Annotated in this window: 27 protein-coding genes and 2 tRNA genes; 21 read left to right on the top strand and 8 right to left on the bottom strand. The window is 54.9% G+C overall.

Annotated features, from left to right (window positions below; translation table 11 throughout):
• Window positions 1-4 precede the first annotated feature (4 nt).
• The gene (locus V0288_RS00145; protein WP_332862967.1) at window positions 5-814 is read right to left on the bottom strand and encodes a TlyA family RNA methyltransferase; all 810 of its coding nucleotides are present in this window, start codon (window positions 812-814) and stop codon (window positions 5-7) included.
• Window positions 815-974: 160 nt separating this feature from the next.
• Between V0288_RS00145 and V0288_RS00140 the strand changes: the two genes are divergently transcribed.
• Window positions 975-1196 carry a hypothetical protein gene (locus V0288_RS00140; RefSeq protein WP_332862966.1) on the top strand — a complete coding sequence of 74 codons (222 nt, stop codon included), beginning with the start codon at window positions 975-977 and terminating at the stop codon, window positions 1194-1196.
• A gap of 41 nt (window positions 1197-1237) precedes the next feature.
• Here the strand turns inward: V0288_RS00140 and V0288_RS00135 are convergent, their stop codons facing one another.
• Both V0288_RS00135 and V0288_RS00130 read right to left on the bottom strand, forming a co-directional pair.
• Window positions 1238-1918 carry a sugar transferase gene (locus V0288_RS00135; RefSeq protein WP_332862965.1) on the bottom strand — a complete coding sequence of 227 codons (681 nt, stop codon included), beginning with the start codon at window positions 1916-1918 and terminating at the stop codon, window positions 1238-1240.
• Between the two features lie 117 nt (window positions 1919-2035).
• The gene (locus V0288_RS00130; RefSeq protein WP_332862964.1) at window positions 2036-3226 is read right to left on the bottom strand and encodes a hypothetical protein; all 1191 of its coding nucleotides are present in this window, start codon (window positions 3224-3226) and stop codon (window positions 2036-2038) included.
• Between the two features lie 71 nt (window positions 3227-3297).
• Between V0288_RS00130 and V0288_RS00125 the strand changes: the two genes are divergently transcribed.
• The 4 genes from V0288_RS00125 to V0288_RS00110 all read left to right on the top strand — a co-directional run bounded on the left by V0288_RS00125 (window position 3298) and on the right by V0288_RS00110 (window position 5975).
• The gene (locus V0288_RS00125) at window positions 3298-4005 is read left to right on the top strand and encodes a Crp/Fnr family transcriptional regulator (protein WP_332862963.1); all 708 of its coding nucleotides are present in this window, start codon (window positions 3298-3300) and stop codon (window positions 4003-4005) included.
• 9 nt (window positions 4006-4014) lie between these two features.
• A complete protein-coding gene (locus V0288_RS00120; protein WP_332862962.1) occupies window positions 4015-4779 on the top strand; it encodes a DUF2232 domain-containing protein in 765 nt (254 codons plus the stop codon).
• A 3-nt stretch (window positions 4780-4782) separates the two neighbouring features.
• Window positions 4783-5862, top strand: a complete 1080-nt coding sequence (cobT, locus tag V0288_RS00115) for a nicotinate mononucleotide-dependent phosphoribosyltransferase CobT (RefSeq protein WP_332862961.1) — start codon at window positions 4783-4785, stop codon at window positions 5860-5862.
• Between the two features lie 39 nt (window positions 5863-5901).
• Window positions 5902-5975: transfer RNA gene (locus V0288_RS00110), tRNA-Arg, on the top strand.
• Between the two features lie 190 nt (window positions 5976-6165).
• On the opposite strand, the gene V0288_RS00105 is transcribed toward V0288_RS00110, so the two are convergent.
• Entirely contained in the window at window positions 6166-6714 is a 549-nt protein-coding gene (locus tag V0288_RS00105) for an RDD family protein (RefSeq protein WP_332862960.1), read from the bottom strand.
• Between the two features lie 274 nt (window positions 6715-6988).
• Between V0288_RS00105 and V0288_RS00100 the strand changes: the two genes are divergently transcribed.
• From V0288_RS00100 to V0288_RS00080, 5 genes are all read left to right on the top strand, one after another.
• A complete protein-coding gene (locus V0288_RS00100) occupies window positions 6989-7831 on the top strand; it encodes a PEP-CTERM sorting domain-containing protein (RefSeq protein WP_332862959.1) in 843 nt (280 codons plus the stop codon).
• Between the two features lie 337 nt (window positions 7832-8168).
• On the top strand, window positions 8169-8978 hold the full coding sequence (locus V0288_RS00095) for a hypothetical protein (RefSeq protein WP_332862958.1): 810 nt from the start codon (window positions 8169-8171) through the stop codon (window positions 8976-8978).
• Between the two features lie 850 nt (window positions 8979-9828).
• Window positions 9829-10398, top strand: a complete 570-nt coding sequence (gene rdgB, locus V0288_RS00090) for an RdgB/HAM1 family non-canonical purine NTP pyrophosphatase (RefSeq protein ID WP_332862957.1) — start codon at window positions 9829-9831, stop codon at window positions 10396-10398.
• Window positions 10399-10733: 335 nt separating this feature from the next.
• The gene (locus V0288_RS00085) at window positions 10734-11384 is read left to right on the top strand and encodes a DUF1449 domain-containing protein (RefSeq protein ID WP_332862956.1); all 651 of its coding nucleotides are present in this window, start codon (window positions 10734-10736) and stop codon (window positions 11382-11384) included.
• Window positions 11385-11400: 16 nt separating this feature from the next.
• A complete protein-coding gene (locus V0288_RS00080) occupies window positions 11401-13467 on the top strand; it encodes an SPFH domain-containing protein (protein WP_332862955.1) in 2067 nt (688 codons plus the stop codon).
• A gap of 170 nt (window positions 13468-13637) precedes the next feature.
• Here the strand turns inward: V0288_RS00080 and V0288_RS00075 are convergent, their stop codons facing one another.
• The 3 genes from V0288_RS00075 to V0288_RS00065 all read right to left on the bottom strand — a co-directional run bounded on the left by V0288_RS00075 (window position 13638) and on the right by V0288_RS00065 (window position 15409).
• Window positions 13638-14312 (bottom strand): response regulator transcription factor, encoded by a 675-nt coding sequence (locus tag V0288_RS00075; RefSeq protein ID WP_332862954.1) that lies wholly within the window; start codon window positions 14310-14312, stop codon window positions 13638-13640.
• Between the two features lie 77 nt (window positions 14313-14389).
• Window positions 14390-15064, bottom strand: a complete 675-nt coding sequence (gene rnc / locus V0288_RS00070; RefSeq protein WP_332862953.1) for a ribonuclease III — start codon at window positions 15062-15064, stop codon at window positions 14390-14392.
• A 48-nt stretch (window positions 15065-15112) separates the two neighbouring features.
• On the bottom strand, window positions 15113-15409 hold the full coding sequence (locus tag V0288_RS00065) for a 2Fe-2S iron-sulfur cluster-binding protein (RefSeq protein ID WP_332862952.1): 297 nt from the start codon (window positions 15407-15409) through the stop codon (window positions 15113-15115).
• 308 nt (window positions 15410-15717) lie between these two features.
• Between V0288_RS00065 and V0288_RS00060 the strand changes: the two genes are divergently transcribed.
• From V0288_RS00060 to V0288_RS00045, 4 genes are all read left to right on the top strand, one after another.
• Window positions 15718-15933, top strand: a complete 216-nt coding sequence (locus tag V0288_RS00060) for a Nif11-like leader peptide family natural product precursor (protein WP_332862951.1) — start codon at window positions 15718-15720, stop codon at window positions 15931-15933.
• A gap of 131 nt (window positions 15934-16064) precedes the next feature.
• Window positions 16065-16156, top strand: a tRNA-Ser gene (locus V0288_RS00055).
• A 124-nt stretch (window positions 16157-16280) separates the two neighbouring features.
• Window positions 16281-16751: a CYTH domain-containing protein gene (locus V0288_RS00050; RefSeq protein WP_332862950.1), complete on the top strand. Its 471-nt coding sequence runs from the start codon at window positions 16281-16283 to the stop codon at window positions 16749-16751.
• A gap of 83 nt (window positions 16752-16834) precedes the next feature.
• The gene (locus tag V0288_RS00045; protein WP_332862949.1) at window positions 16835-17545 is read left to right on the top strand and encodes an SIMPL domain-containing protein; all 711 of its coding nucleotides are present in this window, start codon (window positions 16835-16837) and stop codon (window positions 17543-17545) included.
• Here V0288_RS00045 and V0288_RS00040 read toward each other — a convergent pair.
• Window positions 17535-18914, bottom strand: a complete 1380-nt coding sequence (locus tag V0288_RS00040; protein ID WP_332862948.1) for an HD domain-containing phosphohydrolase — start codon at window positions 18912-18914, stop codon at window positions 17535-17537. The genes V0288_RS00045 and V0288_RS00040 overlap by 11 nt on opposite strands.
• A gap of 181 nt (window positions 18915-19095) precedes the next feature.
• Between V0288_RS00040 and V0288_RS00035 the strand changes: the two genes are divergently transcribed.
• From V0288_RS00035 to V0288_RS00005, 7 genes are all read left to right on the top strand, one after another.
• Entirely contained in the window at window positions 19096-19605 is a 510-nt protein-coding gene (locus tag V0288_RS00035; RefSeq protein ID WP_332862947.1) for a hypothetical protein, read from the top strand.
• Between the two features lie 208 nt (window positions 19606-19813).
• Window positions 19814-20500: a response regulator transcription factor NblR gene (gene nblR, locus V0288_RS00030; protein WP_422661861.1), complete on the top strand. Its 687-nt coding sequence runs from the start codon at window positions 19814-19816 to the stop codon at window positions 20498-20500.
• Window positions 20501-20747: 247 nt separating this feature from the next.
• Window positions 20748-21257, top strand: a complete 510-nt coding sequence (locus V0288_RS00025) for a DUF192 domain-containing protein (RefSeq protein WP_332862945.1) — start codon at window positions 20748-20750, stop codon at window positions 21255-21257.
• A gap of 481 nt (window positions 21258-21738) precedes the next feature.
• Window positions 21739-21930 carry a DUF2949 domain-containing protein gene (locus V0288_RS00020; protein WP_422661860.1) on the top strand — a complete coding sequence of 64 codons (192 nt, stop codon included), beginning with the start codon at window positions 21739-21741 and terminating at the stop codon, window positions 21928-21930.
• A gap of 260 nt (window positions 21931-22190) precedes the next feature.
• Window positions 22191-23882, top strand: a complete 1692-nt coding sequence (gene crtO, locus V0288_RS00015; RefSeq protein ID WP_422661859.1) for a beta-carotene ketolase CrtO — start codon at window positions 22191-22193, stop codon at window positions 23880-23882.
• Window positions 23883-23886: 4 nt separating this feature from the next.
• Complete coding sequence (locus tag V0288_RS00010; RefSeq protein WP_332862942.1) at window positions 23887-24852, top strand: YegS/Rv2252/BmrU family lipid kinase; 966 nt, start codon at window positions 23887-23889, stop codon at window positions 24850-24852.
• A gap of 397 nt (window positions 24853-25249) precedes the next feature.
• Window positions 25250-26855, top strand: a 1606-nt coding sequence (locus V0288_RS00005; protein WP_332862941.1) for a DNA polymerase III subunit gamma/tau, incomplete at its 3' end; no start/stop codon positions are given.

Genomic DNA, 26855 nt, shown 5'->3' with positions numbered 1-26855 from the left:
AAGTTTACCCGAGTTCGCCGATCGCACCCACCGCGAGCGCCTCGATTTCCGCTAACGCGGGACTCGATCGATCCGAAAACTCGTTCAACCATAATAAATATTCCACGTTACCCGCGGGGCCGGTGATCGGCGACCACGTTAATCCCCCGTATAACCATCCTAAACCGATCGCTTCCTCCACCACCCGAAAAATCGCGGCCGCTTGGTCTTTCGGATCGCGCACCACCCCTTTTTTTCCCACCTTCTCCCGTCCGACCTCGAATTGCGGTTTCACTAAGAGAATTACCTCCCTCGGAGGGATTAATAAATTCCGGAGCGGTTGTAAAACTTTCGTCAGGGAGATAAACGAGAGATCCATCACCCCCAGATCGGCCGGGGTGTCCTCTCCGTAGAGATCTTCCGCGGTGAGATACCGGAAATTCGTCCGCTCTTTCAAAATCACGCGATCGTCCTGCCGTAGCGTCCAGGCCACCTGACCGTAACCCACGTCCACCCCGTAAACGCGTTTCGCGCCGTTTTGCAGGAGACAATCGGTAAAACCTCCCGTGGAGATGCCCCCGTCCAAACAGACGCGACCGGTCGCCCGAATCCCGAAAGTTTCTAGAGCTTTCGCTAATTTCTCGCCACCCCTTGACACGTAGGGCAATTTATGCTTAACCTCGATCTCGGCGTTGGGATCGATTTCCGTGGCGGGTTTGTCGATCGTCCGGCGATCGACCTTCACCTCCCCGGCGAGGATTAACTTCCGGGCCTCGGTGCGGGACGAACAGAGATTTCTCTCGACTAAAAGCGTATCGAGTCGTTGTTTGGGCAAAGATAACCGGCACTGAATTCTTTACTAATTCTAAAAAATTACCGACGTTTCTACAAGTCGAGCGGGGGAAAAGGCTATAAGTAGAGTTAGACAGACAAGCGAAAACGCTCGATCGAGAGCGAATTCACGCTTATTCGACGCGAAAATTGTGAGAATTTTTATGGATAAAGATACGCGATTCGCCGCCCTCGTTATCGGCATACCTTTTCTCGGTGTCGCCTATTGCGGGTTAATTTTCGCCATCATGCTCTCCTCGGCCTGGGCGCGGGAACACCCGATCGTCCTGGCGGCCATTTTTGTCCTCGCCCCCTCCCTCGTTTCGGGGTCAATCTGGCTGTTCCGTTCCTTCGGCGCGAGGAAAACGGAGCGATTGGGCTTGTAAAGGACGGAGCGGTAACGGGGTTCGCGCGTTAGTTCCCCCGTTTAACACGCGCCCCGACCGCTTAACACGACCCCGATCGTGCGCCAGATCAGGTAGAGATCGTAACCGAGCGACCATTTGTGCTGGTAATCGAGATCCATCCGCACGATCTCCTCGAAATCGCTCACCCTCGATCGACCTTTCACCTGCCACTCCCCCGTCAGTCCCGGCTTAACCCGCAGACGGAGGAAATGGTAGGTGTTATATTTTCGCACCTCGTCGGGTGTTGGCGGACGGGTTCCGACTAAACTCATCTCCCCTTTTAAGACATTCCAGAATTGGGGGAACTCGTCTAAACTCGAACGGCGGAGAAATCTACCGACCCGCGTAACCCGCGGATCGCGATCGTTTTTGAAAATATGCCCGATCGCTTGATTTTTGACGAGGTGTTGTTTTTGTTCCGCGTCCACCACCATCGAGCGGAATTTCCACAGGAAAAAGGTTTCCCCGTTCAGGCCGCAACGAAGCTGACGGTAAAAAATCGGGCCGGGACTATCTAGAGCTTGGGCGATGGCGATCGGCAAAGCGAGGAGAGCGGTGACGAGTAATCCGACGATCGCCCCCGCGATATCGACTAGACGTTTGCTTCGACTATAGACCGACGGATGGAGCGATTCAGAGGCGAAAATCGTCTCCTGCCGGGCGTAGGGAGAGCTAAACAGGGGCTTGAAAGGAATATTCATGATTAGCTTTCACGTTGACACGGTTAGCGAGGCGATCGAGAGTTAGACTCTTGACGATTAAGAAACTGACTAACCGCACCTAAATTGTGACCTTAGCCGGGGGAGGGAGACGAGTTTTTAATCATTATTTCCACTCCTGTCCTCTAGCGAGGGATATAGGGGGACGCGCCCGAGACCGAACAGGGCCGGGGAAATCGTCTCGGAGTCAGGGGCGACGATCGGGGCCGGTAGGAATTCCACCGTCAACGCCGAGGACAAGAGGGGCCAGAGCGAGAGGAAAAAATCCCCGCAGAAAATGACCCGATCGTTCTCGGTCAGGTTTTTTCGGGAACTTTCCAATAGAAAACCGACTTTTTGCCGCAAAAGACCGATAAAAGGTTGAATAACCTCCCTTTCCACCTCCGCTCGATGAACCGTCCACGCCCGATCGCCCAGACGCGAGGTAAATTCCGATCGCTCCTGGAGGATGAGGAGCGTCAACCGGGCCGCCTCCCGTAACGCCCGACCGAGAGGATGATCGTCCAGCGAATCGAGATCCGGTAGGGAATCGGCGACAATCGCCCGCCAGCGGGGATAGATCGCGTGTTCGAGCAGGTGGCGGGTAAAGGTTTCCGAACCGTACTCGAAGCGGGAGAAGGCGATCGAGCGGCGGGACAGGGATAGGGGATCGGCCGGGATCTCGATCAGGGCTAACTCGGTCATCTCCCCTCCCCCCTGAACGATCAATAGCGTTTCCGCCCCGGCGCGGCCCGCGAGCGCGACGTGGGCTAGCGCGGTGGCGATCGTCCGCTCGACCCGGTGAATCCGATCGGGCGAGCTTATCTTCGCGGCGATCAGGGAATTCTCGAGCGTTTCTAGGGAACTTTCCCGATCGTGGGCGATCCAGATCCCCGATAGCTCCCGTAGGGCCTCGTAGAGCCAGGAATCCCCGTCCGGCGGGAGAGTCGCCAACCAATCGACCAGATAGCGATCGACCAGCCCGGCCGGTAGCCGATCGCTCTCGCCGTCCTCCAAACTCCAGGAGAGGGGAAAGAGATCGACCGTCCCGTCCGTCTCCCGGAAAAAAGCCACCCGCGCCCCCGCGCGATCGCTCTCGATCCCCATCCGCCAGAGGGTCCGCGAGGGGCGCCCGTCCTCCGGGATAACCGCGAGGTCGAGTAAAAGCGCGCGCGCCCGCGTTAACTGTTCCAACGCCGTCGCGATCGTCTCCGGGGAAACATCGCGCGGGTTAACTAGAGACGAAATCACCCTAGAGAGAATAAGATCGATCTCGGTGAGGGGCGATCGAAAATCCGGTTGGACACTCACTAGATCACCTGAAAACTGAACAACCGTCCATTGTAGGCGCTACGGCTCGGATAGCAACTTAATTATTAGCTATGGAAGAAAGACACGAATCGCGCGAGAGATCACCCGATATTAAACGATTAATCGATACAGCTTCCTTATTTGCCGGCCTTTCCGAAGAAATCCTCACGAAAGCGACCTGTCATGCCGTCACCCGCACCCATCCCGCCAACCGGATTATCTTGCTAGAAAACGACTGGGGGGGATCGGTCTATTTCATTATCGAGGGATGGGTGAAAATTCGCACCCATAACGTCGATGGTAAGGAAGTCACCCTGAATATCGTCGGTAAGGGGGAGGTGGTCGGGGAAATGGCCGCCCTGGAAGAAGCCCCCCGATCGACCGACGCGATCACCCTCACGGAAACGACGATCAGTAGCGTTCCCGCGAACGATTTCGTCAGTCTCCTCAACTCCGAACCGTTAGCCGGCATCCGACTCTCCCAGTTAATGGCCAAACGGTTACGCCAACTCAACCGCCGTTTACGATTACGCGAGGCCGATAGTCTCTCCCGGGTCGCGGACACCCTATTATTTCTCGCCGAGGGACAGGGCAAGCGCGCCGCCGGCGGCATCACGATTCCCAATCTCCCCCACCGCGAGTTGAGTAGTATCAGCGGGTTAGCGCGGGAGACCGTGACCCGATCGCTGACGAAACTGGAGAAAAAAGGTCTGATCGTGCGCCAGCAGGAAACGCTCTGTATTCCCGATATGGTAGCGTTGGAACGGGCGATCGCTTAGAGGATACCGATGGATCATTTTTCCGCCGATACCGCTTCTTCCGGGGATCTCGATCGGGATCGCCAGGACGAGATCAACTGGGTGGACCTGGGGGACGAAACCGCTCCCGCGCCCGTCCCGTCTTCCCCCCCGTCGCCCCCCGCCCCCTCGGTCAAATCGCTCTCTACCCTCGTGATGGTAGAAACGGCTTTTCTGGCCAGCGCGACCAGTTTACTCTGGTTGATCAATTACTATTTCCCGCTCGGGCCGCTGTTACGACTCTTTTTTCCCCTGCCGATCGCCCTGGCCTACCTGCGCTGGGGACATCGCTCCGCCTGGATGACGGCGATCGTCTCCAGTTTACTGCTCTCGGTACTGATGGGGCCGACCCGGAGCGTGGTGTTTCTCGTCCCCTACGGGCTGATGGGGGTACAACTGGGGCTGTGCTGGCGACGGGGCGCGCGTTGGGAGTTCTCGATCTTTACCGGCGCCCTTCTGGGAGCGATCGGGTTGTTCTTCCGTTTCTGGTTATTCTCTATCCTGCTCGGCGAAAATCTCTGGATGTACGTCATCTCCCAGGCGACCAACTTTATCGATTGGGCTTTCACGCGATTGGGCTGGTTGGTCAAACCGACGCTCGTACAAGTGCAGACCGTGGCTTTTATCGGTATTTTTCTCAATAGCTTATTGTATCTGTTCGCCGTCCATCTCGTGGCCCTGTTGGTTCTCGATCGACTCGGCGATCGCATTCCCCGTCCCCCCGAATGGGTGCGGGTTTTACTAGATTACGAGTGACCCATGATCCAGTGTTATAGCGGTCTCGAAAGGGCGGAAAAATGGCTGAACCGCTATCGGGGCAAACGTCCGGTCTTCGCCTGCGTCTTGGGCTTTACCGAAACCGGGCTGATCGAGGGCATCTCGGCGGCCGGCGCGACGAGCGAGGCGCGAAAACATACCGCCCTCGCCGACGCGGAATTTCTCGTCCACGGCCCGCGTCCGAACCCGCGCTATCCCCTCCCCCCCCTGATCGCCGGCGCGTCTCCCGTGTATATTTCCCGCGCGGTCGTCGAGGCTTTCGAGATTCCCGTTTACCTGTTTAACGCGGGTTTACCCTACCCTCCCCCGGTCGCCTGTATCGACCTCGGGGGGCGGCCGGCCCGCTGTCTGGGGTCGGGAAACGCGCTCGATATCGAGATCGTCCGCCACCTGTTCGATCGGGGGCAGGAATGGGGGGAAAAATTGGCGACGGAAGTGCCGGACGGTTATCTGACCATCGGCGAGTGCGTGGTCGGGGGGACGACGACCGCCGCCGCCATCCTGACGGGACTCGGTTTCCCGGTGACAGGCAAGATGAACAGTAGTCACCCGCGCTGTAATCACGAACAGAAACGGGAGATCGTCGATCGGGGTTTACGGGGGCGAAAATTCGCCGATCCTTTCGCGTTAGTGGCGGCCGTGGGCGATCCCCAGCAGATCGTCGTGGCGGGAATGGCGATCGCCGCGGGCCGGCGGGTCGGGGTACTGCTGGCCGGGGGAACCCAGATGCTGGCGGTTCACGCGTTGATCCGGGCGATCGCCCGCGGGTTCGATCGCCCGTTTCCCGCCGAGAATATTGTCGTCGGCACGACGCGATGGGTGGCGGAAGATCCCACCGGCGATACCGCGGGCCTGGCGGATCTGGTCGGGGACGTATCTTTACTCGCGGGCCGGTTAGATTTTTCCCGATCGAGATATCCCGCGTTACAGGCTTACGAGCGCGGTTTCGTTAAAGAAGGGGTCGGCGCGGGGGGATGCGCCATCATCGCCTCGCTGTACGGGAATTGGACGAACGACCGCTTAGTGACGGCGATCGAGAGCCTATTAGCGAGAACCGGTTAGATTTTACGAATCCTGTACTATCATATAGAAGAGCAGGGTGGGGTCGTAGCTCAGTTGGATAGAGCGAGTGCCTCCTAAGCGCTAGGCCGCCGGTTCGATCCCGGCCGATCCCGTGACCGTCCGCCCTTCCCGTTCCGAGATTCTCACTTTTCGCCGCTTTCTTGTTCCCTTTCCCCGGCCGTTCCCGATCGCCGGTTTCGTTCGCGAATTTTCTGTCAGGAAATCCTCACTTTTTCCCGCTTTCTTTTTTCCTTTTCCCGACCGTTCCCGATCGCCGGTTCCGCTCGCGAACCGGGACTTTTTTTACCGTTGCTTTCTTTTAACGATCTCGTACCAGAGACGTTTGAGGCGCAGGTCGAGGGAGAAACCGCGTCGGGTTTGAATGACGAGGGTTCCGGCGAGGCGATCGTGAAAGGCCCGGAAAAATTCCTCGTCACCGATCGCCATGCCGCAATCGGCCACCAGGGGCGAGGCTAACAGGATAAACGTTAACGGATTGGCGAAAGCGGCGTTCGCCCCGACCATCGTCAACGCCGCCCCCGCGCCGACGATCGCCTCCCGTTTGGCCAGTTCGACCACGCCCGGAACCCGCCGACCGCGAGCTTCGATCACCTTCATATCCAACGCCCAGCGGCCGAGGCTCTGCCCCTTGTTCTGAACCGCCACGATCACCCGCAGGACGAACCAGATCCCGAAAAATGCCAAGAATTGTCCGAAAGGATTGTTTCCCGCGAAAGAACTGAGAAACCAGACCGAGATGAAATCGATCCCGAAAGCGTAGGCGCGGCGGTCTAGGGGGACTTTCGGGAACCGTCGCGGGGGGAAATCGTCGGGAGGAACCGGGTAAACCATACACAAAATTCTATCGTCTAGATAGATGGCGGGCGATTTTCGAGCGGGAAGGTACGGGGCGGGAAACACAAGACGCTATGGGGATCTTAACCTATCCGCGCCTCCGGACAGATTCTAAAAACTATCGGAAGGTTCGAGGGTCAGTCTGGACATTTCTCGATGATTTCGCTATAGTGGCGTTAAAACAACGCCGAAAAAATTAACCTATCTTAGTATCCGACGTACAAAGATACACGAATCGAAAAAGACAGTTAAGAAACTACACGGGACAGAAATGTTAAAGCAAGCACTCACGGGAACGGGACTAGCCCTCGGCGTGACCATGTTGAGCGCCGGCCAGGGATTCGCCGCCTCTTTCAACATTGACACGTTCAACACGCAGTTCACCGAACCCTACACCAATAGTCAGGTAGCCAGCGGAGTCAACAAAACCATTCTTCGGACGGGAACCGCTTTTCCCACCTCCAGTGGTTCTCCCGCCACGATCAATAGCACCCCGTTCACTCTACCCGCTAACCAGGTGATCGGGGGAGATCGCGACCTGAATATGTATTCCCTCCGGAACGCCGGGAATTTAAATACGAGCGGTACGTCTCGGGTGATTCCCAGTTCCTCGATCGGCGGATTCTGGCAAGTGACCTCCTCGAACAACGCCCGGGTTTCCTCCAGTATGATCTGGAACAATATCGATCCCCTCGCTCCCGCCACTCAAAGCAATTCCGGTAAATTCTTAGAACGTCTGAACGTCGGGTCGATCGGATTTAAGACGCTGGACGTGATCACGGGAAGCACGAATCCCCTTTTTCAACCCGTGTTCACCGTTACCATCCGGGATATTAGCGGAAACTCCGCCAGCGTAGTGAGAAACGGTATCGGGAGTAATCAATTTACTTTTATTCGGTTCACCGACTTTACAGCGGCTAACAATCTTCTCAATCTGAACGCGGTTAACTACGTCGAGTTAAATGTCATCACGGGGGGGGGGAACTCCTCGACCGTTCGGGTAGATTTTATTCAGGGTTACGAGATTCCCGAACCCTCTCTCGTGCTGGGGTTGGGAACGGTAATCGGGTTCGTTTTCTTCTCGAATTCGGGAAAGCGTGCGCGCGATGACTAAAACCCGATTCTTAGCGTAAAAAGCCGATTTTAACGATAACTGTCCCGTTTCCTGCCGATTTCAGCGAAATCTCGCGAAAAGCCGCCACACCGAGCGGTTTTTTTTGTGTCTTTTTTTGTACTTCCCGCTATCAAAATTTATTTTTCGAGACAGAGTGTAGTCTTCCGATAAAGTTTTCTCTCCCGATCTGTACTTGCTTGTATATCGATAACGAATTCCGTCCCTTCTGGATCGATCGCCGGGAATCATCGGTATCCCTAGAAGAAAGAGCTTCGGGTGAGCGCGATGGGTTCGCTCGGTAAAAACTCGAAGAGCCTCTACCGGCAATTCTTTATCCATGACACGAGCAACCATGAAAAAAGCCTTAATATTCGGTCTTGTCTTCAGTTCCGTCGTTCTCGGAGCGAACGCCACGCTAGGTGCGACCCAGACCATCGACCATTTCACGCAAGGGTTCACTCCCCCTGACGCTCTAACCTATTTTGACGACGGCTTTACTACTCCCCTCCCCCTTCCCCCCCAGGCTCAAACCGGATTATCTTCCGTACTAGGAGGCGCGCGAAACACCGTGTTCGAGATCCTCGATCCGGGGAGTACCATTGGCGGTGACATTACTATCCTCGAGATCACTAGCGGGGGACTCGATCTATCGGTGAATGGACCCGAGGGCAATCGCACGAGCACGACGGTGACTTGGAACGGAGGAGGAGGAGTTTCGGGACTGGGAGCCAACGGCAATTTCTCCGCGTTCGATCGCTTTCGCTTAAACGCCAACCGCTTCGCCCTCAACGCCGGCGGTTCCACCAATGTCGGCACGATCACGCTACGAGCGCGCAATAGTTCCGTCGCGCCTTACGCGAGCTTCTCGCAAACACTGGGTGAAATCTCCTCCGCTACCCCGATCGACTTTTTGTTCTCCAGCCCCAATTTCTCGGGTGTATCGTTCAACTCTATTTACGATATCCAGTTAGAAGTCACGAGCAACAATCCCGGACTGCTCTTCACGTTCGATGATTTAGAAGCTTTCTCCCCGACGACACCGCCGCCGGTTCCCGAACCTTCTCTCGCACTCGGTTGCCTGTTGTTAGGAGGAACCCAATTCGCGATCACGGGATGGAAACGCTACAAAAACTCCCGGAAAAACTAGACATCGCCCGCGGACCGAACCGAAGGAAGCTATCGTGAAAATGAGGAATCCGATTCGCGATCACGGGATGGCAACGCTACAAAAACACCGGGAAAAACTAGACATCGCCCACGGACCGAACCGAAGGAAGGTCTCGCGAACATTCGGCAAACGGTGATTCTCGTTACCGGTCAATCCCGAAATCAATAGCGTAACGACTTATCGATATTCGAGAATTCCTTACAGCGATCGATAACAAATGAAGAGGCGGAAGCTATCCAATACCTCTCGGTTAAGGATTTCCTGGAGTTTCTCGCCCACGAAATTGCGAGGGTTTCAGTATTCTTGTGAACGAGTGAATGGCGTTATCCGAGAAGTATTGGGAAGCTATCCTAGAAACGAGGGGAATCGGTTAGCTACCCGCCCCCTTTTTGTCGGCGCGCGTTCACCGACCTTCGACCGAGGGAACCGGGAACAGACAACGGGCAACCGTAAGAACTTCTGGTCGAATTCAAAATTTGTTGCCCGTTCGTTTCCAAGGGCCGACCGACGGGTCAGAAGCCGGTCTCCTGGGGGCGAGCGCGTCTTCTCGGGAATTTCAACCCCGAGAAGATGCCTTCCCTGTTCCCTGTTGCCTTTAACGGAAGAATCCCACTTTTCCCGATCGGGGAACGAGAAAGCGACGCTCCCCGCGGCCGGGGATTCCTGGAGCGTTCGTTCGAGAGAGCCGATCGATCGAATTTTCCCGATCGCCGAATTTAGAGCGTCCTTCTTCCCCAGTTCGGTATACCGTTACAATCGAAAAAGATACCGTTAATTCTGACAGAAATTCCGTTCCCATCTAAACGCCCCGTCCGAGAATCGATCGAGCATGAAAAAATTAATCCTCGCCACCGGTAATCCCGGAAAATTACAGGAGATCGCCGAGTATTTAACCGATCTCGACATCGATCTGCAACTCAAACCCGAATCCCTGGAGATCGAGGAAACGGGAACTACCTTCGAGGAGAACGCGGAGCTTAAAGCCACACAGATCGCCCTAGCGACGGGGGAATGGTCGATCGCCGACGATTCCGGGCTGGAAGTGACCGCGCTCGGGGGTGCGCCGGGGTTATATTCGGCGCGGTACGGCCGAACCGATCGGGAGCGGATCGAGCGACTCACGCGGGAATTGGGCGACGACCCGGATCGATCGGCCCGGTTCGTCTGCGTTATCGCGATCGCCCGCCCCGACGGTTCGATCGCTCTTTCCGCGACGGGAATCTGTCCCGGAGAGATTTTAACCGGCCCGAGAGGTTCCGGTGGGTTCGGTTACGATCCGATCTTTTACGTTCCCGAGTACGGGTTAACTTTCGCCGAGATGTCCCCGGATTTAAAACGACGGATCAGCCACCGGGGAAGAGCCTTCGAGAATTTACTGCCCGAATTACAGGATTTATAGCGATCGAGCCGGGGCGATCGATTCGCGCGGGGTTTTCTCTTCCAGAATCCTACCGCCATCCCTCGCGAGTATTAAAATTTTTATCTATCTCCCGAGGTAAATCGGGAACGCTGGTTATAATGAAGGCGGTACTTGAACGAACTCTGGATTTTTTCGATCGAGAGCAATCGGGAAACGATCGATCGGTCATACTCCCCTACAAATTTGCCGAGACAAGGATAGCGCTACAACCCGGCGTATCGAGGTGGACATTCGATCGCTCGATCGAGATTTTCCCGTTACCAATCCCCGTGTCAGAATCACGAAAGATTGACATTGTATCGCCTAGGCTTACTATGCTATTCCACCCGTCTAACGCGCCCTATTGGTTCTTGTTCGGAATCGGCATCACGTTATTCCTATTCGTGATTTTTTCGGGAATGGGAGATGACGATCTCGATCTAGACGGCGAGGCGGAATCCCCGCTCGATATCCTCGGTTTTCTAGGATTCGGCCGGGTCCCTACCCTGTTACTCCTAGCGTTAGATTTAAGTTTGTGGGGAGTGATCGGCTTGTTTTTTAATGTAGTAATCGCCATCCTTGCCTATCCGATACCGAGAGGTATTTTCGGATGGGGAGGAATCGTTTTTCTGGTCTCTTTATTCATCAGTTTCGGGATCGGTTCCTGGCTGGCGCGTCCTCTGGGAAAAATCTTCGCGTCTTTCGGGGAAGATGTGAGTAGCGAGCGATTGATCGGTCGGATCGGTACGGTGACATCGCGAGCGATTCCCTATCTCGTGGAAGGCAGATTAGGACAGGGAGATGTGATGGATTCCGCGGGCAATTTAGTTACCATTAGTGTCGCGTTACCGGAATGGGCGACGGTGATCCCCCACTACGGACAGCGGATTTTAATTATCGATCGACAGCAACATAGTTATATCGCCATCGCGAAAGATAGTTCCGATGAAGATAAATGGATCGATCGAGTTCACCGTCCAGAATAAAATAAGGAGAATAACTATGAACTTCTGGTTAGTATTTTTAACCTCGTTACCCTCGGTTTCCCCCCGCGCGGTAGCTAGAGAGAAACAACCCGCGGATCTCCTTCTCGTCAGCGATCGCCCGATCCCGACCCTCCCCGCACAACCCACCTTCGCCCAAGTGGGAGGAGCCGGCGATCTATTAATTTTTCCCGGTTTACTCGGCGCGATTATTATCCTCCTGATCGTCGGGGTTTTCGTCTATACCCGAGTGTATGTCATCGCTCCCACGAACGAGGCTTTCGTGAGAACCGGGGGGATTATTTTAAAAAATAAAGAAGTAATTTTAAACGGGGGGTGCGTGGTTCTGCCGGGGTTCCATAAATTAACCCGCGTGCCGTTACGGGAGATCTCGATCGATGTGGTGAGATCCGGGAATCAAGCGGTGAGAACCCAAGATTATTTACGGGCGAATATGCGCGTCACTTTCTACGTTTGCGTGACCGCCATCAAAGAAGATGTTTTAAACGCCGCTTCCCGCCTTTCTAAAGACGGTATTGTTTCCGAGGCGAATATTAAAGACGCTCTCGAAAAACGCGCGGACGATGCCATTCGCGCCGCCGCCAAACAGAAAAGTATCGCCGAGATAGATTCCGATAAACTCGGTTTCGCTCAAGAAGTTTTTAATCTAATTCAACCCGATCTTAAAAAAGTCGGGTTAACCCTGAATAATATCGCGATTTCCGAGATCGAAGAAAGTGACACTTACGATGAAAACAACTTTTTCGACGCGCAGGGGGTGAAATTAAGAACCGAAACGATCCAGCGATCGATCAAGCAGAAACTAGACGTGGAACTGACCACCCATCGCCAGAAAAAAGAACTCGAACTCGCCACGAAGGTCGCCGTCGAACAACAGGAATTATCGGCGGAAAAACAATCGTTAGAGATCGCCAAACAGAAAGAAGACGCGCGCCTCAGTCAGGAAAAAGATCTAGAAGCCCTGCGGCTCGATCGACAAAGAGAGATCGAACTGCTCAAAGTACAACGGGAAAGGGAGATTCAAGAATCCCAAGCCCAGGAAATCGCCAAAATGGAACGGGCGAAAATCCTCCAACAGAAAGCCGTTGAAGAAGAGAAAATCCAACAGGATCTCGCGATCCAACAAAGCCAGATCGAGGCCAAAATCGCCCTGGAAGAACGCAATAAACAGTTGAAAGTCACCCAGATCCTCCAACAACAAGAATCGGAAATCGCCGAGATCACCCGTCAGAAAACGATCGAATCCTCTAACCTAGAGGCGCGCGCGGAAGTCGCCCTCGCCGAACAGGCCTCGAAAATCGCCCAACAGGAAGCGGCGATCGCCATCGCCAACAAGGAAAAAGAACGCTTCACCACGGAAGCCGAACGAGCGCGCGCCGAAGCCACCATCGTCACCGCGCAGGAACTGGAAAAAGCCGAACGGGAGAAAAACCTGAGCCTGATCGCCGCCGAACAGGAAGCGCAGAAACGACGCGTCGCCGATCAGAACGTGGTCGAGATCGACGTGTTCCGCCGTCGTCGGCAGGCGGAAATCGCCCGTCAGGCCGCCCAGTTAGAAGCCGAGTCGATCAAAACCCTCGCCGATGCCAACCGTTATAAAGCGATCGCCGAAGCCGAGGCCCAACAAGCCCTGATCGCGGCCATTAATAGCCGGAATACCGTCACCGTCACTGCCGATCTCATCAAAACAATCTGGCCGGAACTCGTCACCCGTCTCCCGGAAATCGTCCAGGCGCTCGCCCCGCAACCCGGCGTATTAGGCGACGCGCGGATTTACGCCTTTCCGACGTTAGGCGATCGCCCCGGGCAGAATCTGGGAGAGATCAATAAACTCCTGCTTTCGACCAGCGGTTTATCGTTGATTAACACCTTTCTAGACGAGGGGAAATTAGGCGATCTGATCGGTCAGATCCAACAGTTATTACGCCCCGAAGCCAACGGCGAGCGGGAGGTTTCCCCGACGGTCGCGGGAGCGATCGAGACCGTTAGCAACGACGGTAAAGCTTCCGACTCGATCGATCCCCCAACATTCGTAGAGATCGATGAGGCCGCCCCGTCCGCCTGATCTCGGGATCGCTCCCGGCCGCGGAAGGCTCGATCGTCTCCGCCCCGAAATTCAGAAATCAACTGTAGGAGGCGGAATTCTGGGTAAAAGACAAGATATTATCGATATCTTCCACCTCCCACCTCCCGCCTCCTGACTCCCGCCTCCTGCCTCCCGCCTCCCGCCTCTCCCTACAACGGTTTCAAACGATACCCGGAACCGTAGAGCGTTTCGATAAAATCCTCCGGCGCGCCCGCGGCCTTGAGTTTTTGCCGGAGACTGCGGATATGGGCTTTAATCGTCGCTTCCTCGGGAAACTGATCCAGCGTCCAGAGATGATCGATAATCTGGGCGCGGCTGAATACCCGATTGCCGTTGCGGAGAAACAATTCCAAAAGTCCGTACTCTTTCGGACTCAGAGAGACGGGGGTGGAATCGTAGGTGACATCGCGACTACTGGGATCGAGGCGTAAGGGTCCCCATTCGAGAACCGGGGGAAGATTGGGCGCGCCCCGACGACCGAGAGCGCGCACGCGGGCGAATAATTCTTCTAAAGCGAAAGGTTTTACGAGATAATCATCGGCCCCCACGTCCAGACCCGCCACGCGATCCTCTACCTCGTCGCGCGCGGTGAGCATGAGAATCGGCGTTCGATCGCCTTTATCGCGTAACTGACGGCAAACCTGCAAGCCGTCCAATTTCGGGAGCATGATATCGAGCAAAATCAGGTCGTGGGGACTCGCGAGCGCCAATTCTAGCCCCATCTCGCCATCGGTAGCCAATTCCACCACATGATGGCGATCGGTGAGTTCTTCGACCAGGGGATCGGCGATCCGATTATCATCCTCTACGAGTAAAATTTTCATCGAGCCAAGGGAATACACGTACAAGTTTTCTGGACTCACTGTAACATTCCGTGGATTCCCGTAGGCGCGGAACCGCCCTACAGATCCAGCCGTCTCAGCGCGTCCTCGGCCGCCGCTTTCGTCGCGTCCTGTTTGCGTTTTCCCGTTCCCGTCCCGTAGAGGGTATTATTAATCCGTACCTGGGCGGTGAATTCCTTGGCGTGATCCGGCCCGGATTCCCCGACGATGACGTATTCCGGGTTACGGGCGAATCGTTCCAGCGCCCATTGTTGCAGGCGATTTTTCGGATCGACGAAGGAAATACCCCGCGCCGGCGTGGAGACGAATCGATCGGCTACCGGGGGAAAGAGAGCGTGAACGTAAGCGCGAACGGCTTCCAAGCCGGAATCGAGGTAATACGCGCCGATCATCGCCTCGAAAGCATCGCAGAGAAGGGCCGGGTTCGATCGACCGTTATCCTTGATCGCGCCTTTCCCCAACCGCAGTAACTCGCCGAGACCGAGTTCGACAGCGAATTTCGATAATTGGGCTTCCTCGACTAAATTCGCCCGTAAGCGGGTTAATTCCGCCTCGTTCATCTCCCGATAGCGTTGATACAGCAATTCCCCCACCAGGAAAGCGAGGATCGCGTCCCCGAGAAATTCCAGGCGCTCGTTATGTTCGGGGATTTCGGGATGTTCGTTCACGTAGGAACGATGGGTTAAAGCGAGGGAAAATAGCGAGGGATCGGTAAAATCGGGCAAAGAAAGCATGAAGGGAGTTCGATCGACGGATCACCCCCTATTGTACTCCCCGAAAGTTTAGAGATAGTTATCGAGGGCGATTTCTAACGTGCAATCGGAAGTCGGTTTCGCCACGCAGGTAACGACATACCCCTCCGCGACGCGTTTCTCGCTCAGGATCATCTGTTCCTCCTGATCCACCGTTCCCGATACTAATTTACTCTCGCAGACCGCGCAGGCCCCCACGACACACTCGAAGGGAATTTTAATTCCCTGTTCCGCCGCCTCGTCGAGAATGCTTTCCGTGTCGGGGACGGGAATCGTTTGTCGGAAATCGCGGGATCGATCGATTAAAGTCACTTGATAGGTCGCCATGATGTCCCTCGCTCTTTTTCCCGATCTTGCCCCGGCGAAAAAAAATCTTTTGTATCGATCGTCACTTTGTCAATAACAACAATAAGTGCGAGGTCGAGGGAAGTGAAAAAACGCTAGAATTTATACCTGAAAGGAGTTTGGCAAAATTCTAGAAAAAATTTTTGTTAAAAAAACTTAGTTATTTTATCACGAAAATTCACCGAGAGATACGTTAATTATCTTCGATAACCTTGCGATCGAAGGGAAATTTTTTTTAGAATAATTCCAGTCAATTCATACTCCGTGACGAATTGGATAAGGAAACCACCATGTCTATCAGTCAGATCACAGCTTTCGCGCGAAAAGCCGAAGAAGACAGCACCCTCGGGGAAAAACTGAAAACCTGCGAGCGGGCGAAACAGTTGGTCGCGCTCAGTCAGGAATACGGGTTCAACTTCGCCGAAGAAGAATTGTACCCCCCCAACGAACCCCAATTCGCGGCGGAACAGTTACACCCGCGCATGGTGCAGGCTCTCCTGAGATAATCTCGCCGGCGGTTTGAAAGAAGTTTGAGACGGGTAGACAGAGCGGGGTTTTCTCCCCGCTTCCTTTTCGCGAAAAACCGGGTTCTTGCCAGAGACGCGCCGGGTGTGTTACACTCGTATCTTGTCACCGTGGAGAGGTGGCAGAGTGGTCGAATGCGGCAGATTGCTAATCTGTTGTACGAATCGTAAGACCGTACCGAGGGTTCGAATCCCTCCCTCTCCGTTCTTTACCGAACAATAGCTCCCGATTTTCCGATAGGTGGACAGATCGGGACGTAGTTTTGAGCGGGGTAGCATCCACGCGATAGAGCTTTCGAGGAAAAGCCGAGAACAGACCCGGTAAAGTTATGGGAATCGAGATCGAACGGAAATTTTTAGTGAGGGGCGATCGATGGCGCGCTCTCGCGACCGGTACACTCTACTGTCAGGGATATATCCCCAGCGTGGACGGGGTGACGGTACGCGCGCGGATTGTCGGGGATACGGGCTATTTAACCCTGAAAAGTAAAACCGAAGGAAGTCGCCGCTCGGAATTCGAGTACCCGATTCCGGTGGAAGACGCGCGGGAGATTCTCGAAACCCTCTGTCAGAGACCGTTTATCGAGAAAATCCGCTATAAAATCCCGATCGATCCGGTAATCTGGGAGATCGACGAGTTTCACGGCGATAACGAGGGATTGATCCTCGCGGAAGTGGAGTTAGACGACGAGAATCAATCGGTTAACCTGCCGGACTGGATCGATCGGGAGGTGACGGGCGATCCGCGCTACTTTAACAGCAATTTAGTCCGTTTTCCCTATAAACTTTGGAAATCCTAGGAAGGAGTCGAGAACCGATCGATCTTCCCCCCGAATTACTCTCGCGATCGCTAAGATGGAAGAGTATCGATCGCCACAATGGTATGAACCGAAAAAAATTCTTAACCGCCTTTTTAATCGCCACCACCGTCCTCAACACGGGATTGATTATGCCGAGTAATGCCAGCGAGAGACAGGAAAGAACCATTACCGTCACCGGGGAAGGGGTGGAAAACATTCCCACCACGCTCGCGAGAGTTCAACTGGGGGTCGAGATCCAGGGGGCCGACGCGGCCACCGTCCAGCGGGAAATCGCCACCCGGAGCGACGCGCTGGTAAAATTCCTCCGTTCGCGTCAGGTGGAAAAATTAGAAACCACCGGCATCAACCTACAGCCCAATTACAACTACAACAACAATCAACGGCAGTTAGTGGGGTACGTGGGAACGAATATCGTCAGTTTCCAAATGGAAACGGAGAAAGTCGGCAATTTACTCGACGAAGCGGTGAAAGCCGGCGCGACCCGCATCGATAATATCGGTTTTACCGCGAAAGATGAGGCGATCGCCACGGCCCGACAAAGCGCGCTCGTCAAGGCTACCCAACAAGCCCGACAACAGGCGGCGGTCGTCCTGCAATCGCTCGGTTTCACCCCGAAAGAGCCGGTTTCTATCCAGATCGGTAACACGAACAATCCGGTTCCCATCGCGAAAAGCGAGACCGTTTTCCGGAGCGCGGACGCGGCCCCCCCTAGTCCGGTAATCGGCGGAGAACAGACGGTGAGAGCCTTCGTTACCCTGGAAATCAGCTACTAGCTTCCTCTAGCCAGACCGAGGGCGCTTGGCTGGGTCGATCGGGCAGGGTCATCCATCCCATCTCGCACAAACGGATCACCGATCCCAACTGCTCCACGAGAGACGGATCGAAACGCGTCCCGCTATACCCCTGACAGCGAGCGAACGCGTCCCCGAGATCGAGCGCCGGTCGATCGCCCCTCGGTTGTGTTAACTCCTGAAAATAGGCGACTAATCCCAGGATTCTCGATTCGAGACTGATTTCTTCCCCTTTTAATCCGTTGGGAACACCGCTCCCGTCCCAGTATTCACACTCGTGATAGATGATCTCCCGGACGGGGGTGAGTTCCGGCATGGTGGCCAACAGTCGCGCCCCCAACACGGAACGGTCGCGCCAGAAGAGAGCGCTAGAGCCTTCTAACTGACTGGCTCGCTGGGTGAACACCTCGATCGGGGCTTCCGCCAAGCCGATCCGGTACAATAATCCCGCCAATCGTAAGCGCCGGACTTTCAGGGTCGGTAAATCGAGCAATTGCGCCAACATTTCCGCTAGAGCGGCTACCTGTAAGGAGGCGACGGGATTATCCCGATCCCGTTCATCGACTTTCTGCGCCATGCGGAGGAAAGCCTGGAGTTGATTGGCGGCGAGATTTTTATTCATCCGCGAGGCCTGTCCTTCTAACTCCCGTAACTCTAGAGCCTGCCGACTAACGGTAAACAGTTGCTGTTGACTGGTTTGCAGGTAGGTGACGATGCGGGAAACGACCGCCGTAAGATCCGCGGGGACGGGGTTGATATTTTGTTCGATTTGTGATAGGTAAAGCTCTAACTCCCCGGTGAGAGTCGGGTTATAGGGACGGAAACGATCGAGCAGGATGGTCGCCGTCTTCTCGACAAGGGAGCGATCGAACGTCCACAACCCGTAGAATTTCCGCTCCGTGTCCACCGTCGGCCGGGTGTCGGCGCGGTATTCCTCTTCGGATAGCTCGTGACATAGCACCATCGCGGCGTAATCGCGCGAGAGAATGATTAAATTCCACTCTTCGACCAGACTATCCGCTTTATCGAGATGGATCAGCGAAACATTGTCTAAACTCCCCGTTTTATGCTCGGCGAAACCGCTATCGGCGACCGCGGCGATGGCGATATGATGGCTCGATCGAGCGATGTCCGCGTATCGATCGGCCTCCTGTAAGTACCATTTTCCCTGTTGGAAGGTGACGAGAACGAGGGGTTTCGCGTCCCCGTCCCCGGCGCTCGTCTGGAGGATATGATCTTCGAGCGCGTGACATAAAGCGACGAGCGTATTCTTGAAATAAACCCCGTAGCTAGGCGGTAATTTCCCTTCCGAGGCGATTTTTAACTGGTTTAGGGTAGATTCGAGTTGCATGGGTCGGGAGTCAGGAGTCGGGAGTTAGGAGTCGGGAGTCAGGAGTTAGGAGTTAGGAGTCAGGAGTCAGGAGTCAGGAGTCAGGAGTTAAAACCTTTCAACGTTTCTCTAGCTACTATATCGCTAGGCCACAAAATTTCTATCCCCCCCATCTCCCCATCTCCCATCACCACGCTCCCGAATGCTTCTCCTGATCTGTTCCGGTTTCCACGATCGAACTCTCAGCGATCGATCGATCGAGAGACTCCGGCGCGCGTCCGTCCGGGTCGATCCCTATCTTATTCTGCCTCCCCTGACCGTAATCGATCGCGTCCCGTCGCCGGAGGAACCCCTGATCGCGATCGGTTTTAGCGCGGGAGTGGTGACAGCGATGGCTAACGCCACGCTATGGCGAGCTTTCGGGGGAAAGGTCGAGGCATTGTTCGCTCTGGATGGGTGGGGCGTTCCCCTAGTCGGAAATTTCCCGATCTACCGTCTGAGTCACGATTATTTTACCCATTGGAGTTCTCTTTTCCTCGGGGGTGGCGCGGAGAATTTTTACGCCGACCCTCCCGCGGATCATCTTACCCTCTGGTCCGACCCCGATCGGGTCGCGGGTTGGTCGGATGTCGCGGGTACCCTCGATCGAACCACCGCGTTAACTTTTTTATCGGATCGGTTGGCGAGACATGGATTAGGTATAATTAACTAGCCGTTTTCGGGTTGCCGCTCAACCTCTCATCTTTACAAGGATAAAAATTTCAAAAATCGCTACTATACAAGATAAATAAGTTTTTTCTAGCAACTTTGACGATTTTTCTCTTTATAATTCCTCTTAACTACCGCTGAATCCCGCCTCCCGCCTCCTACCTCCTTTGACCCCACGAAAGTTTTTAAATTATGCAAGAGATCTCATCATGATGACTCCCGGTTACAATCCCTGTATCCTGTTGGTGGGAATTGAAGAAACGCTGGCGAAACAGGCGAGTACGGATTTAAAAGAGACGGGTTACTATCCCGTGAGCGTCCCCACGGTCGATCGGTCCCTCGTGGAAGTGGAGACCGTTCAACCCTCGATGATCCTCCTCGATCGCGAGCGCGCGGGAAACGCGGGGGTCACTTTCTGCCATCACCTGCGATCGCTGGGCAGTCGGGTGATTATCATTTTATTGATCGATCGAGAAACCCTAGAGGAACGGATCGCCTGCCTGGAAGCGGGAGCCGACGATTATTTCCTCAAACCCTACGATTCTCGCGCGTTTCTGCGTCTGATCCGTTTTTATCTCCAGCCGAGCGAGATCGTCACCGAACAACTGCGTTTCGGCGATCTCGTCCTCGACCTAGCCACCCGTCGTCTCTCGTACAAAACGAAAAAAATCGACCTGACCATGAAGGAATTTGAACTCCTGCGCTATCTAATGTTGCACCCGCGGGAGGTACTATCTAGGGATCGAATACTCGAAAACGTCTGGGGAGACGAGTTCCGCGGCGAATCAAACGTTATAGAGGTCTATATCCGCTATCTACGCCTGAAAATAGAAGCCGAAGGTCAAAAACGCATGATCCACACCGTCCGCGGCGTGGGTTACGTCCTGCGGGAAAGTTGAAGCGCGTTTCCGGGAGATGGGGGGATGGGGTGTCGGGTGTCGGGAGATGGGGAGATAGATAATTTCGGGACAACATCGAGAGCTTCGAGAAAGTTATTCCCTACCCCCTACTCCCGCCTCCCGCCTCCCGCCTCCTACACCCGATTCCCCGAAAAATTTTTCTTCCCGCGAAAGATCTCGTCTAAAGTCGTGATAATTTATACCTATTCATTTCTAGTTTGTTCGCGATCGATCGATCCGCTTCTGTATGCTCGGAAAAAATTTAATCATTATTTTAGGTTTTTGGTTAATCGGCTGTGGTACTACTCTATCAACGGAAGTCAATTCCCCCGATCGATCGATCGCCGGAACCATTACCGAAAACCGGGGTCAAATGTTACCGATTACCGCCAGGGCGTATATTAAAGATGCGAGTATCGATCTAGAGGTGGCGCGTACCGGCGAACAGCAAGCGATCGGACTGATGTATCGCTCCTCCCTACCGAAAAATCGCGGGATGTTGTTTCCCTTTCCCGAGGCGCGATACGCTCGTTTCTGGATGAAGAACGTCTCGATTCCCTTGGATATGATCTTTCTCGAAAAGGGAGTGGTGAGAGCCGTTTTCATCGATGTACCGCCCTGTTCCGCCGATCCCTGTCCCGTTTACGGCCCCTCGGTCCCGATCGATAGCGTGATCGAACTCGCGGGAGGTCGCGCGCGGGAATTGGGGGTAAAAAAGGGCGACACGATCCGGATCGAATCGATCGGGAAACCGTAGCCGTTCGAGCGCGCATCTATCCATAGGTAGAGTTAACTATCAAATATTCCGGCGAGAACCATCTTGAAAATTAATGGAAGATTCTTTCCGAAAATTTGGAAAAATACGTTAAGATTTGTATGCTCTACCGATCTGGCATTGAATATTCTGACAGATTGGGATAGATTAAGCGGAAGCTCAAAAAGCGACCCTAGAAAAGCCTTCTATCGGTGGTCAACCTTCGAGTCTCTCGAAAATCCCCCTCCCGATAAAGAAGCGAAATACTCTCCGGTGTGAGGCCGGGCGCCCGTAACGCCCACTACAATTTAAGCAAATCTATCGAAATCATTGAAAACCCTCGGGTTAAAATGTTGGCATCGATCGGGTTCCCGCGATCGCCGGCGTTCGAGAGAGGACGGCCGGGAAACCGACTATCCCCGCCCGAGAAAAATGATGCACGACCCGCAAAATGAAACTTATTCCTAAAGAAGTAACCCCGCTCATGTCCCATCTAGCTTACTCGCGATTCCGTCGGTTCTTGCAGGAGGAGCTTTCCCTGCCGCAGGAATCGATCGCTATGGCCGAGCGATCGATGCAAACCGACGGTATTCACTTACCGATGATCCTCTGGCAATACGGTCTGGTGACGTTGGAACAATTAGACAAAATTTATGACTTTCTCGAACAGGTCTAATGTTTCCTTGTCCCCCGAATAATCCGGTCTATAACCTATGGATAGCGATCGTCTTTCCGAATGTCCGAAAATACCGATCCCCGTCATACCGTATTTTTCTCGATCTAAAAAAGTGGGTTCTCGCGACCCGCTTTTTTAGTCGCGTGGATTTCCCCTCCCCCGAAGCCGAAAGTAAGAGGGAAACAGTCTTTCAAAAGAGCGATGAATCTGTATTTTTATGTATGGGATATTGACAATATCCATCATAAATGCGTGGGATAATGGACAATTACGACGCGATCATTATCGGGGCGGGACATAACGGACTCACCTGCGCCGCTTATTTACTAAAAGCCGGATACAGCGTACTACTCCTAGAAAAACGCTCGATTCCGGGGGGAGCGGCGACCACCGAGGCCATCCTGCCCGAAACAGCCCCCGGATTCAATTTTAACCGTTGCGCCATCGATCACGAATTTATCCATCTCGGCCCGGTCGTCGAAGAGTTAGAACTGGAAAAATACGGGTTGGAATATCTCTTTTGCGATCCCGTCGTTTTCTGCCCCCATCCCGACGGAACCTATTTTCTCGGACGGAAATCGATCGAGGCCACCGGCGAGGAGATCGCGCGTTTCAACCGTCGCGACGGGGAAAAATACGTCGAGTTCATGCACTTCTGGCAGAGGCTCATTAACGCCATCGTCCCCGTTTTCAACGCGCCCCCGAAATCGATCGTCGATATCGCGGGAAATTACGATCTTAAAAAAATTCAAGATCTACTCTCTATCCTCGGCGGGCCGAATAAAACCCTCGATCTCGTCCGCACCGTGTTCAGCAGTCCGGAAGATATCTTGAACGAATGGTTCGATAGCGAGTTCGTCAAGGCTCCCCTGGCCCGATTGGCCTCGGAATTGGGCGCGCCCCCCTCGCAGAAAAACCTCTCGATCGGCGCGATGATGATGGCCATGCGTCACGGTCCCGGTATGGCGCGGCCGAGAGGAGGGACGGGATCGCTGACGGAAGCGCTGGTGAAACTCGCGCGCGAACACGGCGGAACGATCCTCACCGATCGGGGCGTGAAAAAGATCCTCATCGACGACGGGAAAGCGATCGGCGTACAGACCGATAACGGCGAAGAATACCGCGCGAAATACGGCGTTATCTCCAATATCGACGCGCGCCGGGTGTTTTTACAACTGGTCGATCCCTCGGATACGGACGCGGCCGATCCGGAACTGCGCGAGCGAGTGGAGCGCCGCATCGTCAACACGAACGATAGTATTCTCAAGATGGATCTCGCGCTCTCCGAACCCTTGCGTTTCGATCGCTACCAACACCGCGAGGAATACACGATCGGTTCCGTTTTAATCGCCGATTCGATAAAACAGGTGGAGATCGGGCATAGCGAGCCGCAAGTGGGCAGAATCCCCCTCGAAGATCCCACGCTCTACGTCGTGCAACCCACCACCCTCGATCCCTCGATGGCTCCCGAGGGAAAACATACCCTGTGGATCGAGTTTTTCGCGCCCTACGAGGTGGAAAACGCGGGAGGGACGGGATTATACGGGACGGGATGGACGGAGGAACTGAAGGCGAAAGTGGCCGATCGCATTATCGATAAGATCGCCGAATACGCGCCGAACGTGAAAAACGCCATCATCGACCGTTATATCGAGAGTCCCGCCGATTTAAAGGAGCGTTTAGGCGCGTACAAGGGCAATCACTATCACATCGATATGACCCTCGAACAGATGATTTTCTTCCGTCCCCTGCCGGAATTAGCCAATTATAAAACGCCGATCGAGGGCTTATATCTGACCGGCGCGGGAACCCACCCCGGCGGTTCGATCTCCGGGATGCCCGGCCGCAACTGCGCGCGTACCTTCCTCCACGATCGCCAACCGATCTATCAACCCCTCGTCTCCACCCTGCAAAACCTCCAGAGCGGCGCGAAAAACCTCCTAAACCGGTGATTCCATGCTGAAAACCGCCTGTCTCATTTTCAACCCCGTCGCGGGTCAGGGAAATGCCGAGATCGATCTAGCAAGAATCCGATCGATCCTCGAACCGGATATCGAGTTAGAAATCCTGCTGACCTCGCCGGATACGAACACGGAACAAATGGCGCGACAGGCGATCGAGCGCGGGGTAGAAGCGTTAATCGCCTCCGGGGGAGACGGGACGGTTTCGGCGGTAGCGGAAGCGACCATAACCACGGGAATCCCGTTAGGAATTATCGCCCGCGGCACGGCCAACGCTTTCGCCACCGCGCTGGGTATCCCCCTCGATCTGAACGCGGCCTGCGAGACGATCCGGACGGGAATGACGAGAAAGGTAGATACCGCACTCTGCAACGGTAAGCCGATGATTTTGCTGGCGGGAATCGGTTTCGAGGCGGAAACGGTGGAAAAAGCCGATCGCGCGACGAAAGATCGCCTGGGAATGCTCGCTTACGTGCTGGCGGGCCTCGCCCAACTGCGGGAAATGGAGCGTTTCGCGGTGGAGATCGAGACGGGCGATCGCGTGATCCGAACCGAGGCGGTGGCGGTAACGGTGGCGAATGTCGCGCCGCCGACCTCGATTCTGGCGCAGGGGCCCGCGGGATTGGTGGGGGATGACGGATTGTTGGATATCACGATCGTCGCTCCCGCGAACGTTTTGGGAGCGATCGCCGTGTCCTATAATTTGCTGAGTACGGCGTTATCGGGCGAGGCGAGTCTACGCGATGACGTGGGATATCTACGGAGCGATCGGGTCCGGATTACCACCGATCCGCCGCAAAAAGTGGTCGTGGACGGGGAAATTCTCGGGACAACGCCGATCGAGGTCTCCTGTCTCCCCGGCGCGCTGACGATCTTCGTCCCGTTTATCGAGGAACCCGCTCCCGTGGAAAAGTTGGAGGGATTACCCAATCTAGAGATCGAACCGAAGGAATTAGGTTAAATTTCACGCGAAACAGAGGACGGAAGCGAGGAAGAAAGCGATCGGGGCGAATCTTATCGGATCTAGACAATGCCCGAATAATATCCCGTCGATCGACACCCCGAAAATGGTGGGTTACGACGGATTTGTAAAGGTTTAACCCCGTTTAGATGGTTGCCGTATAACCACAGGAATTCTCTTTATCATAAATCAAGAAATCCGTCAAGTATCCCGTGACAATCCGTAGGGTAGAGTAGCGTAGCGGTTTCCACCACCCCTCTGAACGCCGCTCGCCAAAAGCCTCCCGTTTCCCCCGGCCCGATCGAGAGAGAAAAATACACTTGTTCTAATCTTAAAAAAGAATCAGAATAGGATAGATAATAAGGAGTCTCCGGCCGGTGGGAACGATCCGATCGACATGACTTACGAACCCCTACATCACAAGTATCGCCCGCAGACCTTCTCCGACCTCGTGGGACAGGAAGCGATCGCCACGACCTTGAGTAACGCCCTCACCAGCGAGCGCATCGCTCCCGCGTACCTATTTACCGGGCCGCGGGGGACGGGAAAAACCTCCTCCGCGCGCATTCTCGCCAAATCCCTAAACTGTCTCTCCAGCGCTTCTCCGACCCCGATTCCCTGCGGCCAGTGCGAGGTGTGCCGATCGATCGCCAACGGTTCCGCGCTCGACGTGATCGAGATCGACGCGGCCAGTAACACCGGGGTCGATAACATCCGGGAGATCATCGAGCGATCGCAATTCGCCCCCGTCCAGTGCCGTTACAAAGTCTACGTGATCGACGAGTGCCATATGCTCAGTACGCAAGCGTTTAACGCCCTACTGAAGACCCTGGAGGAACCGCCCGATCGAGTGATCTTCGTTCTCGCCACCACCGATCCCCAGCGGGTTCTACCCACCATCATCTCCCGCTGTCAACGTTTCGACTACCGACGCATTCCCCTCGACGCGATGGTGGGTCATCTCCAGAAAATCGCCCACCTGGAATCGATCGATATCGACACCGAAGCCATCACCCTAGTCGCCCAGATCGCGAACGGGGGACTTCGGGACGCGGAAAGTCTCCTCGACCAACTCAGTTTACTCGCGGGAACCGTCACGGCCGATCGGGTCTGGGAATTCGTCGGCGCGGTTCCCGAACGCGATCTGCTCGCCCTACTTCAAGCGATCCGTTCCGACGTTCCCGATCGAGTGATCGAACAGTGTCGCCATTTAATGAACCGGGGTAAAGAACCCCTGATCGTCCTGCAAAACCTCGCCGGCTTTTACCTGAATCTCCTCCTCGCCAAAACCGCCCCCAATCGCCCGGAAATGGTCGCCGTGACCGCCCCCACCTGGCAGGAACTCTGTACCGAAGCCCGCGCCTGGCAATTAGACGAGATCCTCCGCGGTCAGCAAGCGCTCAAGGACAGCGAGAGTCAACTGAGAAACACCACCCAGCCCCGTCTCTGGCTAGAAATCACCCTTCTCGGCCTTCTTCCCTCCGCGCGCGTCGCCCCTACCGTTACCGTACCCGCGACCCCGGTTCGATCGAACCCTCCCCCGGCCGCTACCGTCCCTCAAACTCCCGCTCGATCGAATCCCCCCCCCGTCGCTCCCCCTCCCCCTCCCGTCGAACCGAAACCGACCCCTTCTCCCGTCCGGGAAGAAACCTCGCCAGCGATTCCCGATCATACTAACGGTTCGGTCGCGACCGGGGCCGCGGACGGGACTAGCGAAATTTGGCAAAGAGTTATCGAGGTACTCGAACCTGCCGCTACTACTCGTCCTTTATTCCGTCAGCACGGTCATCTTTTAAGCATGGACGAGTCGGTCGCGATCGTGGGTATTTCTTCAGAACAAGTATTATCTCGATTCGTTCGTTCTAGACTCCCGAACCTGGAACTGGCGTTCGAGAAGGTTTTTCAGCGTCCCGTGAAAGTTCGGTTACAGGTTGGGAAAGCGATCGATTCCCCCGCGTCCGTTATCGTCTCGCCAGAAATCCCCCCGACTAGAGAGATCGATC

The organism is Pannus brasiliensis CCIBt3594 (genome assembly GCF_036688125.1).
Lineage (GTDB): Bacteria > Cyanobacteriota > Cyanobacteriia > Cyanobacteriales > Microcystaceae > Pannus > Pannus brasiliensis.
This window is presented reverse-complemented; position numbering and strand designations above follow the sequence as displayed.